Source organism: Legionella stuttgartensis, from assembly GCF_977063405.2.
The window spans coordinates 138,773-154,016 of record NZ_CDRUHA020000056.1 but is presented as its reverse complement, the minus strand read 5'-3'; the positions used below and the strand labels follow the sequence as shown (position 1 = coordinate 154,016).

Below are 15,244 nucleotides of genomic sequence, written 5' to 3'. Positions count from 1 at the left end.
AAAGATTTTTTGAAGTAATGTTCAATGTGATACGCTGATTTAATTGATCCCAAGTACTCTCCCCGGATTCTCCGGCTTTTCCCTTTAATGCTGATGTTCGTGGTGTCTCATTAGTGCTTGATGCAACAGGTTTTCCTGTGGTTAGTTTTTATCGAGCGGATAAAACCAATTGAAATTGCTACATTGTGGGGATGCTGATTGTGCTGGGCAAAATAATACATTAACAGTACTGGATCCAGGCGCTCAAGCCGCCGATCACCGTGCTACATCAGTTATTTTAGACGCTGGTGGCAACCCAGTGATTGCAGCATATTGGGATACCGAAAACTCTGCGTTAAAAGTTTTGTATTGTGGAAATTCCTGCATGTAACGCTGGTAATACTATTGCATCGCCTGTAACTAGGGCGAACACTGGATTACAATCTTCGATCGAAATCGATAGTTCAACAGGGTATCCAATGGTGAGCTTTGGAACAAATACTACGATGTCGATACGGTATTGTGGTAATGCATCATGTACTACCGGGAATGTAATAACGGCTGTTGATCCAACGACAAAAGGTACGATAGTGCATTAGTGCTTGATGCAAATAATAATCCGGTTGCTAGTTACTATACTCCAACCGCTAAGCATATCAAGGTATTGCACTGTGCAACCAAAAGCTGCCAATAAATTAAAGTAATGATTGTTCATGTTGGATAACAAGGAGGATTAGTCACAATGACCTAACCTCCTTGCTCTGGTACGCTTAAAACCCACTAAAGTGTATTACCTACGTCACTTTTTAACATAGGCATTGAGTAGCTTAAGTCTTTCTCAGGGCACGCAGGCTACCATTCATTTCAGTTTTTCTAATAAAATAATATCTGAGCCACGGATATGGGAAATTTTTTTTGCTGTTACTAACGGATCTTGTAGGATTTTTTGTATATCTGAAAATAAATCAAGACCATGATGTTTTAATGAGCGTAATAAAAAATAAGCCTTACCATTATTAGCAAGGGAGTTTTCTAGCGCACGAATATAACTCTCAAAAGAACTATCTAAATAAAATCTACAACGATTTTTAAATTGGGAAGGGGAAAGAACTCCGTGGCCTAATTGGAAATAGGGTGGATTACTAATTGTCAAATCATATTTTCCTTCCCACTTTTTTTCATGTAATTGATCATAATTTAAAAGATGCCACCGAAGTTGTAATTCAGGCCGATTGACGGTAGCGATGTTTTGATGAAAATATTCAGTATAAATATCCTGGACTTCAATAAAATCAATTTGTCGTATTGCTTGAAGGTGCCATGATAGTTCGAATCCTATGACTCCACAGCCCGCACAGAGATCTAATACCCTTAATGAACCAAGATCTGGTTGGGTTTTCAATTGTGTTGCAACAAATTTTGCAAGCTGAATTGAATCAAGACTGAAATGATATTCGTCCGGTTGTTTGTAATTATAAGTAAAAGGTACGTCTAGTTCGCTCTGCATCGTTTCAATCATTTTGAAATTCTTTGTCAATTATATCCTTTTATTGCATCAATGATTAGCTGCATCTACTTGTCATTAAGTAAATTGTGGCTTGTTGTTTTCAAAGCAATATTCACATGATTTATAAGCACCAACGATACCTATTTTTTTTGAGAATGCTTGGTCTTTAGGGTTCCTAAGGAGCAAGATAAAGTTCTTCAAATCATCAATAGTTAATTCTTTTCCTTTACCGTATTGTTCACGTAATAAAATTTGCTCTTCCGAAGTTTGATGAGACGCTTTGTCATTTCCCAACCACCAAGCTAAAGTAAACGTACTATACCAAGATTGGTAAATGATAAATTTTAATTCTTCTCCATTGTATATTTTTTCTATAACAAACGAATGGTAGTCTTTGCCTATCTGTAACAGAAATATATTATTATCACATTTATTGTCTAGTAGTTTTTCTTGCAGTACATGTTCAAGAAAATATGGGATAGAAAATTGTTCTGGTTGCTTTTCAAATCGTTGTCTTCCGCATAAATAATTTATCAACTCATGTGCTAAATCTTTACAGTAATGTTTTTTGAGTTTTCCTTTCCTTATTCTTTCTTGTATGCGAGCGAATGTGCTTTTGGCACTTAATTGCTGATTGGTATTATCTAAAAAAAATTTATACTGCATATTAAAACTATCAATTTTGAATCCAAATCACCCATAATTTTATATTAAATTTTAGATTATAGTGATAAATAGATAGCATATTGGTAGAAGTTTGATGATTTGGGTCTGAAATTTAGATAGCAACTGTTAACTTATCTAGGTATCGTTTCGTCATATGAAACAACCTCTATATATTTGTTCCAATAATTAAGCCTGAATCCTTGCCTCGACCTACGCTTTTTCGATGTTAAGAGGGATTCATCCCCTGGAGTAGGTCTTGCATAGCTTTTTCAAGTTTCTCTAATACCGATTCTATACCATATTCTGAAGCCTCAAAAAGTAATCCAGAAAATATTGCTTTTTTTGCCTTGAATATATTAGGGACAACTGCATCACGAATTATTTTGGTTTTCTGTGATTCTAAGGCCTCAAGAGCATGGAGATATTCTTGCATCTCCGGGTTTGGATTAATATATTTTACTCCTTCACTAATCAGATTTTTGGTTATGAGTTGAAACATTTCATAATTCATTGCTTGTTGATATAGCGGTTCGGTAGAGGTTTTCTGACAACTTTGTAATAACGCAAAGAGATTATTAGCAGTCAAATGAGTATCTTGTTCTATGGATAACGAAATGAGGGTATGAACATCCCTAGAAAATGCAGTGAGTCCTTCTAATATTCTAATATTTTCTGGATTTTCGAAATCAGCCCATCTGCTAAAAGTTAGTACTTGCTGATGAGTCATATTGAGAACATTTTCAATCCATTTTAATTCATAAGCATCAATTTCTCGTTGTGCACCTGTTCGATCAATGCTCAATAAAACCTTACTATGCTGTCGTTTGTGTTCTCTACCCACTTCTTTTATGGATGTTTCTCTATGAGTAAGATACACCATTTTTTCAGGAGTAGGTTTTACAAATTGCTCGTGTAATACATTTTTATTGGCAATCACATCAATATATAGTCCAAAGTCGTCAAGTAATTTTTTTTGTAATTTTTTGGCAAAACCTACTCCTTCGCATACACACATCACAAGTGTCAACCGAGGGATGACATTAGGATCTTTAAATTCAGGATTTGTTAGGAGTTTTCCAAAATAAATAGCAACATCATTTAAAGTGTAGATCGTTGCATCCCCTTTTTGTTTATCAAGTACCATATCAACTAATTCTTCACGTCCATGTGCTGAAAAATATATTTTGGTATGGTTTGTAATCGGTTTGGGAAAGAAATCACGACCCTGCAAAGTTTTAAGATCGCATCCATTGGGTAATTTTACGAGTATTGCGGGGTCTTCATGTATTATAAGCGTATCAATATTTGCTGTTATTTGATCTTGGGTCAGATTGATGTAAATGAGTTTATCATATTTGGAATGCATGACAGACTCCATTCTTTATTCAGTATATTCTTAAAGTATAGAACTATTAAAAAGATTGATGGATTTAGTGACTGTCTTGAACAAACCTGTTCAAGACAGTAGCTTTTATATAATTCCTTTGAAGTTAAGGTTCTTACCATGGCTGCATTTTGAAAGGCGATGGATTAAATAGTTCCTGTTTTTCATCATCCATTTCAATTTTCTCTTCTATAGAAGTAGGCTGTGGTTCCATGGCAAGAGGATTTGGAGCACAACTTTGATCCTTTGTGAATGGGGCTTTTAATTGTGATGTTGGCACTAAATTATTGGCTAGCCGTTGAATAAATGCATCATATAAGTTTAACGTGGGCATGCTAATATGAAGAGCAATTATGTTACCTTCTTTATCTTGAGTAATGCGCGGATAGTCATCGGAACGATGATTTTCTTCTTTAAACTTATGGAAGTCTTTTATAATCGCTTCCATGAATTTTTTTAACTCTCTTCTTTGTTCTTCCGTTAATGAGTTAGGTTCACAAAGCAATTTAATGGTAAGCGTCTTCGATTCGCGATCACTGTCAACCAGCAATCGTCCTTGAGCGATCAATGCCTCAATTACTTTAGGGTCAAAACTTAGTTCACCTAAAGACTCCGGAGCAAACTCGACCATCAATTCTTCTGGAGTTTCTACTACTTTGCGAGGTTTAGTTAGAAAGTTATCTTCACCAAGACGAGCTTTTTCTTCGGGTGTCTTATCAGATTTGGCACTATCGCTTTTACCGTCAGCGCTACCGCCTCCATGTCCAGAACAAAGAGGCTTAGGGGCGATTTCTTTAAAACAAACCCGACAACGTACTTTTGCAGCTTCCTCCGCGGCTTCCTTTTTTTCTGTTTCTTTTCTAAATTGTTGTAAAGCTAATGCTATAGAAGAGATTTTAGGTTCATCTTCCGTTATGGATTTCGAAACAGGCGGATGTTTTTCGTTGGCTTTTTTCATGAGAATTCTCCAGTACACGTTCATAATGATAATTCGAATAAAGATCGACTTATCTGTTAGTATACCGAGTTACTAAAAATCAATTGTATATAAAATGTACATTGGACGTCGTATGTTTGCTTCCAGGTATATATCTATGTAAAACTTAATTGAGACAGTATTTCAGAAACTCTTTTCTTTTTGTTATTTTAAAGAAAGCTTAGGCAGAACGAATGAACGATAAATCCATATTGCTTGTAGAGGATAATATCAAACTAGCAAATTACCTTAAAGAAAGTCTCCAGGAAGCCGGTTATGATGTTTCTATTGAAAAACGTGGTGATAGAGCAGTCTATCGCATTATCCGTGAGCAACCCGCCTTAGTACTATTAGATATCATGCTTCCTGGGATGAATGGGGATCAAATATGTCACACCATTAGAGAGGACTATTTGGGAAAAATACTCATGTTAACTGCAGTTCATGACATTGAAAGTGAAGTATCCTCTTTAAACTTAGGGGCAGATGACTATCTAACCAAACCTTTTGCAGACGGGGTTTTAAAAGCAAGGATAGAAGCATTATTACGCCGACCTAATTTAGTTAATATTCAAAATCAATTTCAATTTGGAAATTTTTCTATCAACTTTAGTACTAAGAGTGTTTATCTCTTTGGTGAAGAAGTTTCAATAAGTACTACTGATTTTGAAGTTCTTGCTTTGCTGGTTAAGAATCATGATAGGCTGCTTAGTAGGGATAGCATTATGTATGCACTTTCTGGACGCGAATATGATGGAGTTGACCGAAGTATTGATTTAAAAATATCTCGTTTAAGGAAAGCATTAAACGATAATAATAACCAGCCTTATCGTATAAAAACAATTCATAAAAAAGGATATGTATTTGTGTCAGAGGCTTGGGAATGAGGAGTTAATTTTTGTAGCATATTTAAAAACAACGGATGTACAATTTATATACATTTGGCTCGAGAATTCTTGATAAAATTAAAATATCAAATTTATTTTAAGTGGAATTCGATGATATGGCTACTCCTCCTTTAATGATTGCATTACAAGTAATAACTAAACTTGGTCATGTTCCTGCTGTTAGTTATGGTTGTGTTCAATCTCCAAAAAAAGATGAACATGAGTTTATACGAACCTCAATGTCTGTTGGCAAAAAATCTAACGACTCTGAAATGGACGTTGATGAAAAAACCAGGTTTCCAGCATCTTCCCTCAGCAAAATTGTGTTTACTTATTTGGTATTGCAGATAGTCAAGGATAAGCAAATCGATTTGGACGAACCATTACATAATATATTACAATATGAGCGATTCTTAGTGGACGGTGAATATCCAAAGAAAGCTAAGGAACTAACGGCGCGACATGTATTGTCACATACTACAGGCTTGCCGAATTTTGGGGGAAGTTTATCTTCAGCGCTCGTCTTTGATCCTAAGTCGGAGCTGGGTAAGGGATACTCCTATTCAGGTGACGCTTTTCTATACTTGCAAAAAGTCATCGAAACCAAAATGGGTAAAGATTTAGAAGCGTTAGCTCAAGAGTATGTCTTTGGTCCCTTGAGAATGGGACGTTCTACATTTATGCCGCCATCTGAGGCCGACACCAATGTTGTAACTGTTCATACTGAGCTTGGAAAACCGACTTCAATTTATGTGGGCGACCCTCATCTTAATGCGGCTGGATCATTACTCACTACGGGGGAAGATTTCTCGAAATTTATGGCTGCCTGGCTAGAGAATATGAATGATCCACTTATAAAGCAAGCATTTGAACCAAGGAGCACAGCAGACTTCATGACATGTGGTTTAGGCTGGCATATCTATAGACATAAAGATGAGCTAATTGTATATCAATTTGGTGAAAACCCAAATACTCGAGCTTTTGCTGCGATTAATCTAACGACAAAAAAGGGGGCCGTATTTTTTACGAACTCAGAGAATGGGATGAGTATTGCAAATCAAGTGTTCAACTCCCATGATTTACTAGTTATTGGAAACATGCAAGAGCTTTATAAACACTTACATTATACTCAAAGTGATGAGCCAGGATGGCAAGAAACAATTCTAGGAAAAGTTGCTGAAGTTGAGGACCAATTTGAAGAGGCTAGAGGTTTTTTTCAAAGAGCCACGGAGTTAGCACCTAAGGATGAAACCAAACTGAGACGTTTAGAATGGTTTAATGCGATACATTATCTTTTTCCAGCGAAAAAATTTATCTCGTCATTAAACGCGTTGGTTGGAAATTACAAAAATCGCTATAACGATGATGTGGAGATGTCTATACGAGAGGGTAGTTTGATCTTCAAACAATTTGATCAAGAGATGAAACTGGTGCGGATAACTGAAACTGACTTTCTACCTGAAAAAGACCAATCGTTCAAAATTAGATTTGATGGAGAGCAAATGATCATTAGTTATATCCACGGTGGCCGAGATAAATTTTTATCAAAAGACCCCTCACCAAAATCATTATTACACTATAAGGACGAAATGAGACAATTAAGGGAATCACAGCCAGGTGATCTGAATACAGAGACAAAATCCGAGTTTTACTTGTGAGCTTTACAAAGAATTAAACACTTTGTCTTGGTAGCTCAATTGTGAATCGTGCGCCGTTTAATATCGGTGATTGTGTAGCCATGACTTTTCCTGCATGTAGAGTAACAACTTTCTTAACAATAGCTAAGCCTAACCCAATATGTTTATCTCCAATTTCGACGTTTTTAGCAATGGTATATTCAGAAAAAATGTCCTCCACACTATCATGGGGTAAACCTGGGCCATCATCATCGACGTGAATGAAAATATGATTATCATCCTGGGATAGGGTCAAAGAAATGTGACGCACTGCAAATTTCATGGCATTTGTAATCAAATTAGTAACTGCATGTTTTAAAATATTTTTGTCGATGTACGCTTCTAAATAATTTAACTCCGTAACATGAAATGTAATTTCAAATCTTGATGAAGAGTAAGGTTCTAATAACATCCTTAACCATACTATGATATCTGTTCTGGATTGTTTTAATTTTAATTCACTTGAATGCATTTTTGAGTAGATTAAGAAGGTGCTTACGATGCGGTTCATATCAGCAATATCTTCCTGGATGCTGTTTACTTGTTTATTGAGTAATCCATCTTCTGCGTTGTTCCTTTTGATATTCTCTGCCGCCATTTGTATGGTTGACAAAGGCGTTCTAATTTCATGTGCGACAAATCGGCACAGTTGTTTATGTGATTCAATGAGCTCTTTTAATCTCCCACCCATGTGGATGATATTTATATAAAGCCCATACAAAACAGATGTGGTCCCTATTTTCTGATGAAAGTCGAAGTTCCCTTGACTAAAGTGCTTTGTTATCTGGTATACCTTCTTCATGTTTTTCACAAAAAGCAGAGAAAAAAATGTAATAAGACAAAGAGATAAGAAAAAGAAAGCTAAGATAAAATAGTACATTACATCACTAATTCTTGTTGTAACTGGCAGGTAGTTAAGTGGGCCAATTTTGAGTATTCCACCCCTAAAACCATAGTAGAGACTACTAATTTGTGACGAATTTTTATTTGTTTCAAATGCAAGACGATCTGTTAATAAAGAATTAGTTATAGTACTTGGCAGGAGTTTACTATTGGTTTTATAAACATGAAGTGGGAAACCATATATTTTTTCTAAATTTAATAGTTCTTTAGCCCAGGTATTTTGGGGCTTTGATAGTAAATGTTTAACGATTTGTTTTAAAGTAGGGGTCATATAATGAAAAATGACTTGGCCTGGATCCGAAAAATAATAAGCTAAAGCGTAAGAACTGTCGCCAATTTCTTTATATGCGGTATGTTGTACGAGTACTAAGTTGAGAAATTGGTAAGTTGTACCTGATAAGTAAATTATCTCACCACTCTTTAACTGATTATTTTGTGAAGAGGTGAGATTCAGGCGGTCGATCGCTATGATATGGACATCATTATTCGTTTCTTTCTTTATTATATCGTTCCAGTTTGATGTTGGATTAGTAATTAATTTATTTTCTAAACTAATTAAAAGTCCTTGTGACATCGTTTTCCCTGCATTATTAACAATCGCTGACTCAACCGACTTTAAATATTTAAAAAATGCCAAAGCAAAAATTAAAAATATCACAAAGAATGCAGTTAAAATTTTAATATATACATTAAATTTCATTGATGCACTCTACTTGTTGCGTGATTCGGAGTTGAGGGAATATATTCTTCTATTCGCTTAATCATGTAGGGGAAAAACGGATTGGATGAAAGTCTAAGGATTGAATCCAAACTCATGATAAGTACATTTCGTTCACCCCGCGAAGCGGTGGTTCCTAATTGAATACCATATTTTTTCGTTTCGGAGGAAATGCCATATAGACTATCGGTTACAGGGAACGGTATAGCAACGTGTGACAAGGAGTAAACATCGGGTGGATAAGCCAATCCTATAGGGGAAACACGTTCATTTACTGTTCCAGCTTCAGTGACTCGTTCGACAGCATCGATACTGTCCAGATTCGCATTAGTGATGATTACGGTGCGAAATTTTCGCGGAGGGGCATTTAAAAGCTTTGTCACTGCCATATCTGCGGAAGGACGTAATAAAAGACCCAATTTAGCAGCTCGATTCAAATCAAATAATACTAATTCACTACCATTTGCAGGAAGGTTGGCATAAAAAGCAGTAATTATTGCACGAGTACTCACTGTAAAATCCATTACAGACTGGAACGTCAATACAGGTGGAAGTTCGATTAGTCGATTTTCATTGGCAAGACGAACTATTTGTTGTTGTAATTCTGCAGTTAAACGATGAGATTGACGTGCTCCATTAACTGGAAAAGAATTGTATTTAAATGGATTGAATTCAGGAAGTATACTGAGCCAAGCTGCTTTTGCAAATGGTGGCAAGATAGCCGGTAGGGCCGCAAATCCCACAAAGCGAGCGAAGCGGGTGATTCCTATCATGGGTGAAATTAAGATAATTCTGTCCGGTCGTGCTAATTGTTTATTTTCAAGAGAATCAAGAGCATATTTTAATACCAGTGCTCCGCCATTAGAAAAACCTACGAGATGAAGAGGTTTAGAGGGACCTATGCGTCTTCGAGCTTCACGTATGGCAAGCCTGGTTGCAGCTAACCAATCTTCCCATTTCACATCCGTTAGGGCAGCAGGTACTGTGCCGTGAGCAGGTAGTCTAATAGCAATGGCAACATAACCATGGGCGACATATCGTCTGGCAATATGACGCAGACTATAAGGTGAATCAGTTAGTCCATGTAAAAATACAACCGCCCCAACAGGGGGACTTTGCGGTTCAAGTATATAAGACCGATTCCAATCAGTGGAAAATTTTTCGGGATAAACTGGGCTTCCGGCGAAATATCGATTAATCGGAACACGCTCGTTGCTGTTTAATTTTTCAGTTACTTCAATTCGTATCGTATCAAAAAGAGCATTTTCTATTTTTATGTATTGGAACCAATTAATTTTATCTAGTTCTTTCGCATGTAGTTCTTTGGGGACATAAGTATGCCATAGTTCTAAGGAGGGGCCACGCTGTGAATCAAATATCCTTAACCCGAGTAAAATTACAAGAGATAAGCAAACAAGCTTAGTGAGTGATTTTAACAATTTAAATAATCTAGCTCTCATTGGTGGGCTCTTTTGATAATCAGACCTAAGATTTCTTCATTTAAGGATATCATTTAGTTTTAATAAAGTATCCCTATTAAAATTAATAGTGATAGTGTATCAATCCCTCAATAATTGGTTGATATAGTTTTTTCATAAACAACCGTATGAATTTGATATTTTGGACTAAATTTATGACTCGAAAAAAGTGCGATTGCTCTAGTACATAAAGTACCATGGGTTTTCAAAACGCATTATCTTCTGACATTAAAGCGCTGGTTGCCTTGGGAAGATATTACATCGCTTGCGCGTAATGAATGGATATGTTGGATTGAGTCTGCCAAAAAACAGGAGACCAGGGAGCCACGAATTGAGAAGGCATGTAATGACCTTAAAAAAGGTAAGCGCCGTCCTTGTTATTGGCCTGGCTGTCCCCATCGATAAATAACCAAAATTATTGGCTTCCCTCTAGGCTTGATTACGCTATGTATAAAAATCTCAATAGGAATGAATTGGATTGAGTTTGTTGCCCAGTCTAACCAAACCTATGTATCTATTCTACGCAATTATAAGCCCTGAATGCTGCATTGTTCCTTCATCGATAGAGTCATTTGCAAGAAACGTTTCTAATGAGTCATAAAATTCTTTTACATAGCTTATCTTTTTTTCATTTTGATAAGCAAAAGGCCCGGAAATATTAGTTTTATTTGATGTGCCGGTCTCAAATAAATTTTGGCTATGAAGATTACGAATATTGAGTAATAATCTTCCCTACGGAAATTTATACAATTTCTTCGGATTATTCTCCGAACTGCCATCTGTGGATCTAAAAAATATACGTAAGACTCATTAGTAATCTTTTTTGCACCGACAATTACAGTATGGGGAGCAAGCGGCGACTTTAGTTCTTCCTTTGTATCCCAACCATAGATTACTCTTTTACCAAAGTTTTCATTTAGTTGATGAGGTGGCTGAATATATGTATGTTTTCCTGCTTAAGCCTACTTTGTTAGAAGGGCCCCAATAGTTAAGCCCTTCGTATTGGACAAAGTAGTTGCCTAGTTATTCCTTACTAGCAGGATAACTATCTCCAGGTTTCGCCCCCACAATGACTATTGTTGCACCAGTTTTAGTATGGCTACTAAAACAAGTGTAAGCGGGTAGAATAAAATATTCTCCCTTTTTATAGGTCGTTGTTTTACCATTAAGATGAAGGTGAAGCGTTCCCTCCATGATGACAACCAGTAACTTCTGTTTATAGAAGTGTTTGGGATGGTTGTGGCCTTTAGGGAGTTTTACGATTCCTCCTTTAAATTCATTAAATAAAATTGCTTGTCTGGTGGATTTGCTATAACTATTACCGATTAATCTCCATTTCTCATGATTTGCTGTTCCCGATTCAAAATGTTCGGCATTGCCTTTGCACTCAGCACCTAAAGCCGAAAAACTTAGTAATAAGAAGAGAGGAAATAAAGTTAGTCGAATAATCCAGTTCATGATTCTTCCTTAATTTATAGACTTACGATAAGGTATAGCAGCTACTGACGTTTTTGTCTAAAAGAGAGGCAATAAATTCAAATATAGATTAATGTATTGATAGTTCTTATAAGGCCGTTTGTTTCTTACTGCTTATAAGTTATAAGGGTAAGATTTTGATAGCAAGGACATGGAACACACTTTTGACAACTGAACCGATTTTCAGAGCAGTTGTCAAAAGCGATTATCTTCATTTCTGATTCCCTGGATGAGAATCCTTCAACCGTTCAATTTTAGGTATAGTTACTCCTATCAGAGTGTCACGTGTAACTATCGTTTGAAGTTGTTCCTCGGTCCAGTTCTCAGTACCTTCAGGTCGCATAGGTAAAACTACATAACGAGTTTTTTGATTGGAATCATGAACCCTTACCTCAACATCCTCGGGTATAATTGTGCCAAATTCAGCAAGAAGCTGGCGAGGCCAACGTACCATTCTACGGCGATAATTCATGCGTTCATACCAAGCTGGTGATGTGCCGAGTAGTGGTCTTGGGTAACAAGAACACAGTGTACATACCATAGTATGATGAACTTTTGGGGTATTCTCGCATACCAGTAAGAATGTATAGTCACTGGGTGTTCCTTCGCCAGTGGGTTTGAGCCAATCGATACCTATTTCAAGGCATGCAGCTACTGCATCCTTGAGTAATCTTTTTTTAAACTCAGGATCCACCCAAGCGCGAGCAACCAAGCGAGCGCCACCCATAGGGCCTATACTTTCATACCATTCCACAAAACGACGATGATCGTCTGCCGTAAATAAACCCTTCTCAATACATAGTTCACGTATTGCTGCTTCTAAAATAGTAAACTCTTCAGCTTCTTCACGCTCTTTTATCGGGTGCAGATTGACATACTCATCTCCATGATTGTGTTCATGATGATGATCGTGTCCCTCGCAACAAGTTGAGTTTTTAGCTTTCTTTGTCATGAAATTCTCCAAAAATATATTTATATTTTCTCAATCCATCGCTCAGATAGTTCTGTTTCTAACGTATCATTGGCGGGACCGCCGTAGTCTTCCCACAGCTCTGTCATTTTAAAACGAACCATATAAAAGGGCTCTCTTCGTCCTTCATATCTACCCCATGCTTCATCTTCTGGAATAACCCAAGAGGGTCTAATCATAACGACTTCGCCTATTTTTCCGCGAGTATATCCCTGAGTTCGTGTATGAAAGAGTGAGGGTAAATCAATAACCTTTACTTTATCGCCAACCTTATATTTAGTGCTCATTTACAGGCCTCCTCACGTTTCTTAATTTGATCTAATTTCAACATCAATTCATCCGGGGTTATCAAGCCTTTATCAAGTAACATTTTCGTTGCAGCCAATAACCAGCGAGCGTAATAAGGTGTTCCACAATAGAGAGTTACACCCAAGTCATTTTCACGCCGTCTACGCTCTTCTGAAACCCAATGACCTCTCCAAGCCAAGCATTCAGCAGTCGCATGTGTATACATTTCCCAAAGTTCGGTATCATGAAGAGACTTATCAAGAGGACCATCGGGTTGACCACCAATATCATGAACTACATGGAGTATCGCTTGAGCAGCTTCAGGGGTTAATGAAAAGGGTAAGTCCATCTCCCCCCGTGATACGGGAACAAGTTTCCTAATTATCTCCACTAAAGATGTGTAATTTTCTGCTGCGTGAGACATATTAATATCCTCCTATTTCCAAACTACTTTACTCTGTTGCTCGACTCTTTGTTCCAAAACCGCAAAATTCATCCATCTGTAAATAAGAATCGAGATAATCCAACTCAGAATAAAAAACAAAACAATGAAAAAACCGATACTATTAAATCGTGCATTCTGTTGATTAATGAAATCCCAAAGTGAACCTTTTAAACCCGATTTTTCGGCTATTAAATGCAATGCCTCTATTCCTCCAATAAAAAAAGCAACCAGAGCTGAAGCGAGTGTGATCGTTAAATTGTAATAAAGCTTTTTCACTGGATTAAAAAACGCCCATCTGTAAGCGCCTAACATTAAAACCCCATCACTTGTATCAATAAGTGCCATACCCGCCGTGAAAAGAGCAGGAAATAAAAGTATGGACCATATTGAAATCCCATTCGCTGCTTGTGAGGCTGATAGTCCAAGAAGACCTATTTCAGTTGCGGTGTCAAAACCAATCCCAAAGAGCAGTCCTAAAGGGAACATTTGCCAACTGTGAGAAATGAGACTGATGAATCTACGAAAACGTTTAACAAGAAATCCTTGTTGATCAATTACTTCATTAGTATCCTTTTCGGTCAATATCTTCCCTTGACGAAGTTGTTTAAAAATCCTATAGATATCAAGAAAAATAATAACGTTTATTAAGGCTATAAATAAAAGAAATATGGCAGAGAATGAAGTACAAAGTATACCTCCAATTTCATGCCATTGAGCCCAGTTGGAATTCATGAATGCTTTAGTAGATAAGGCGATTACTATAGTTGCTATGAGAACAACAGAAGAATGGCCTAGGGAGAAAAAGAAACCTACCCCAACCGGTTTTTTTCCTTCTTGCGTCATTTTACGTGTAACATTATCAATTGCTGCAATATGGTCGGCATCTACCGCGTGGCGCAAGCCAAAACTATAGGCCATCACCGCAGCTCCAAATAGCAAGGGTGAATTATAAAATGCGTAAAAAGTCCAAAGCCATACTACAAGATTAAATACGACTAAAAATACATACATCATCATAATTTTTTGGCTAAGACTTATTTTGTTATAATCAAAGATCTTTTCCATAATCCCTCATTCAATACCATACAATAATGTTTGGTATTATTTAATTATAGATCTCATTCGAGAAAACTGATAAAAAATTGCACAGTTTATTTGTGTTTACAATAGAGGCGTATGGTATGAAGGATACTGTGATATCGTCGAAACGTTTAATTCAACGTTAAGAACTTTAAACGCCTCCAAGATCAAACTACTAAACGTCCAAATTTATAAATTACTCATTTGACCAGCTTTTTAAACCTTTATTTGTATTTGACTATAATTAGACACAGAGAATAAGAACACATGTTGATTTGTTTATTTAATAGTTTTCTAGAGGTTCGAATGAAAGAATATTTGCATCATAATCATTTGGCTCAGATTAATTATGCAAGGGGCCTAATAATGGTATGCCGCTGTTATTGCTTCATGGAGCCACACATCGATGGCAATCTCTTTCGTCCATATCGCTCGAGCTACGTACCTTTTTTCATGTTTATGCTCCGGATTTTCGTGGTCATGGCAAATCCCAAAAAAAAACAGGTCATTACTTTTTGGATGATTATTTGGCAGATATTCAATTTTTCATCCAAGAGGTGATAAAAGAACCTGTACTATTAATTGGACATTCTTTAGGGGCAATGATTGGAGGGATGCTTGCTGCAACTCAACCCTCCATGGTGAAAGCGCTAGTCCTTATGGATCCGCCTTTAAATTTAAACTCTCTTCGTCAATTAGCGCTAGGATTTTATTTGTTAAAAATAACCTACAGGGAAAGATTGAAGATAATGGGTTAAGCATCTAAAAGTAAACATTTTATGACACATTTCCCCTGTATGCCTCATCAAGC

General features: G+C 36.7%; 16 protein-coding genes. 5 read left to right on the top strand and 11 right to left on the bottom strand.

What is annotated here, in order from left to right; translation table 11 throughout:
- The first annotated feature begins 169 nt into the window (after positions 1–169).
- The gene (locus ACWTEW_RS15010) at positions 170–370 is read left to right on the top strand and encodes a hypothetical protein (RefSeq protein ID WP_454782462.1); all 201 of its coding nucleotides are present in this window, start codon (positions 170–172) and stop codon (positions 368–370) included.
- 468 nt (positions 371–838) lie between these two features.
- Here the strand turns inward: ACWTEW_RS15010 and ACWTEW_RS15005 are convergent, their stop codons facing one another.
- The 4 genes from ACWTEW_RS15005 to ACWTEW_RS14990 all read right to left on the bottom strand — a co-directional run bounded on the left by ACWTEW_RS15005 (position 839) and on the right by ACWTEW_RS14990 (position 4,494).
- Positions 839–1,498: a methyltransferase gene (locus tag ACWTEW_RS15005; RefSeq protein ID WP_454782461.1), complete on the bottom strand. Its 660-nt coding sequence runs from the start codon at positions 1,496–1,498 to the stop codon at positions 839–841.
- 63 nt (positions 1,499–1,561) lie between these two features.
- Positions 1,562–2,152 (bottom strand): hypothetical protein, encoded by a 591-nt coding sequence (locus ACWTEW_RS15000; RefSeq protein ID WP_454782460.1) that lies wholly within the window; start codon positions 2,150–2,152, stop codon positions 1,562–1,564.
- Between the two features lie 226 nt (positions 2,153–2,378).
- Positions 2,379–3,518: a hypothetical protein gene (locus ACWTEW_RS14995; RefSeq protein ID WP_454782459.1), complete on the bottom strand. Its 1,140-nt coding sequence runs from the start codon at positions 3,516–3,518 to the stop codon at positions 2,379–2,381.
- Positions 3,519–3,651: 133 nt separating this feature from the next.
- A complete protein-coding gene (locus ACWTEW_RS14990) occupies positions 3,652–4,494 on the bottom strand; it encodes a hypothetical protein (RefSeq protein WP_454782458.1) in 843 nt (280 codons plus the stop codon).
- 212 nt (positions 4,495–4,706) lie between these two features.
- Between ACWTEW_RS14990 and ACWTEW_RS14985 the strand changes: the two genes are divergently transcribed.
- Together ACWTEW_RS14985 and ACWTEW_RS14980 are read left to right on the top strand one after the other, a co-directional pair.
- Positions 4,707–5,399: a response regulator gene (locus ACWTEW_RS14985; RefSeq protein ID WP_454782457.1), complete on the top strand. Its 693-nt coding sequence runs from the start codon at positions 4,707–4,709 to the stop codon at positions 5,397–5,399.
- Positions 5,400–5,515: 116 nt separating this feature from the next.
- A complete protein-coding gene (locus ACWTEW_RS14980) occupies positions 5,516–7,057 on the top strand; it encodes a serine hydrolase domain-containing protein (protein WP_454782456.1) in 1,542 nt (513 codons plus the stop codon).
- A gap of 13 nt (positions 7,058–7,070) precedes the next feature.
- On the opposite strand, the gene ACWTEW_RS14975 is transcribed toward ACWTEW_RS14980, so the two are convergent.
- Together ACWTEW_RS14975 and ACWTEW_RS14970 are read right to left on the bottom strand one after the other, a co-directional pair.
- The gene (locus ACWTEW_RS14975; RefSeq protein ID WP_454782455.1) at positions 7,071–8,678 is read right to left on the bottom strand and encodes a sensor histidine kinase; all 1,608 of its coding nucleotides are present in this window, start codon (positions 8,676–8,678) and stop codon (positions 7,071–7,073) included.
- Positions 8,675–10,156 carry an alpha/beta hydrolase gene (locus ACWTEW_RS14970; RefSeq protein WP_454782454.1) on the bottom strand — a complete coding sequence of 494 codons (1,482 nt, stop codon included), beginning with the start codon at positions 10,154–10,156 and terminating at the stop codon, positions 8,675–8,677. The genes ACWTEW_RS14975 and ACWTEW_RS14970 overlap by 4 nt, the downstream gene beginning before the upstream one ends.
- A 258-nt stretch (positions 10,157–10,414) precedes the next feature.
- Here ACWTEW_RS14970 and ACWTEW_RS14965 point away from each other — a divergent pair, with 258 nt between their 5' ends.
- A complete protein-coding gene (locus ACWTEW_RS14965) occupies positions 10,415–10,579 on the top strand; it encodes a YdeI/OmpD-associated family protein (RefSeq protein WP_454782453.1) in 165 nt (54 codons plus the stop codon).
- Between the two features lie 618 nt (positions 10,580–11,197).
- On the opposite strand, the gene ACWTEW_RS14960 is transcribed toward ACWTEW_RS14965, so the two are convergent.
- The 5 genes from ACWTEW_RS14960 to ACWTEW_RS14940 all read right to left on the bottom strand — a co-directional run bounded on the left by ACWTEW_RS14960 (position 11,198) and on the right by ACWTEW_RS14940 (position 14,418).
- A complete protein-coding gene (locus ACWTEW_RS14960) occupies positions 11,198–11,632 on the bottom strand; it encodes a cupin domain-containing protein (RefSeq protein WP_454782452.1) in 435 nt (144 codons plus the stop codon).
- 229 nt (positions 11,633–11,861) lie between these two features.
- A complete protein-coding gene (gene scnC, locus ACWTEW_RS14955; RefSeq protein WP_454782451.1) occupies positions 11,862–12,602 on the bottom strand; it encodes a thiocyanate hydrolase subunit gamma in 741 nt (246 codons plus the stop codon).
- A 20-nt stretch (positions 12,603–12,622) separates the two neighbouring features.
- Positions 12,623–12,907 (bottom strand): SH3-like domain-containing protein, encoded by a 285-nt coding sequence (locus ACWTEW_RS14950; protein WP_454782450.1) that lies wholly within the window; start codon positions 12,905–12,907, stop codon positions 12,623–12,625.
- Complete coding sequence (locus ACWTEW_RS14945; protein ID WP_454782449.1) at positions 12,904–13,332, bottom strand: hypothetical protein; 429 nt, start codon at positions 13,330–13,332, stop codon at positions 12,904–12,906. The genes ACWTEW_RS14950 and ACWTEW_RS14945 overlap by 4 nt, the downstream gene beginning before the upstream one ends.
- Positions 13,333–13,344: 12 nt before the next feature.
- A complete protein-coding gene (locus ACWTEW_RS14940; RefSeq protein WP_454782448.1) occupies positions 13,345–14,418 on the bottom strand; it encodes a HoxN/HupN/NixA family nickel/cobalt transporter in 1,074 nt (357 codons plus the stop codon).
- Positions 14,419–14,804: 386 nt separating this feature from the next.
- Between ACWTEW_RS14940 and ACWTEW_RS14935 the strand changes: the two genes are divergently transcribed.
- On the top strand, positions 14,805–15,191 hold the full coding sequence (locus ACWTEW_RS14935; RefSeq protein ID WP_454782447.1) for an alpha/beta fold hydrolase: 387 nt from the start codon (positions 14,805–14,807) through the stop codon (positions 15,189–15,191).
- Positions 15,192–15,244: the final 53 nt, after the last annotated feature.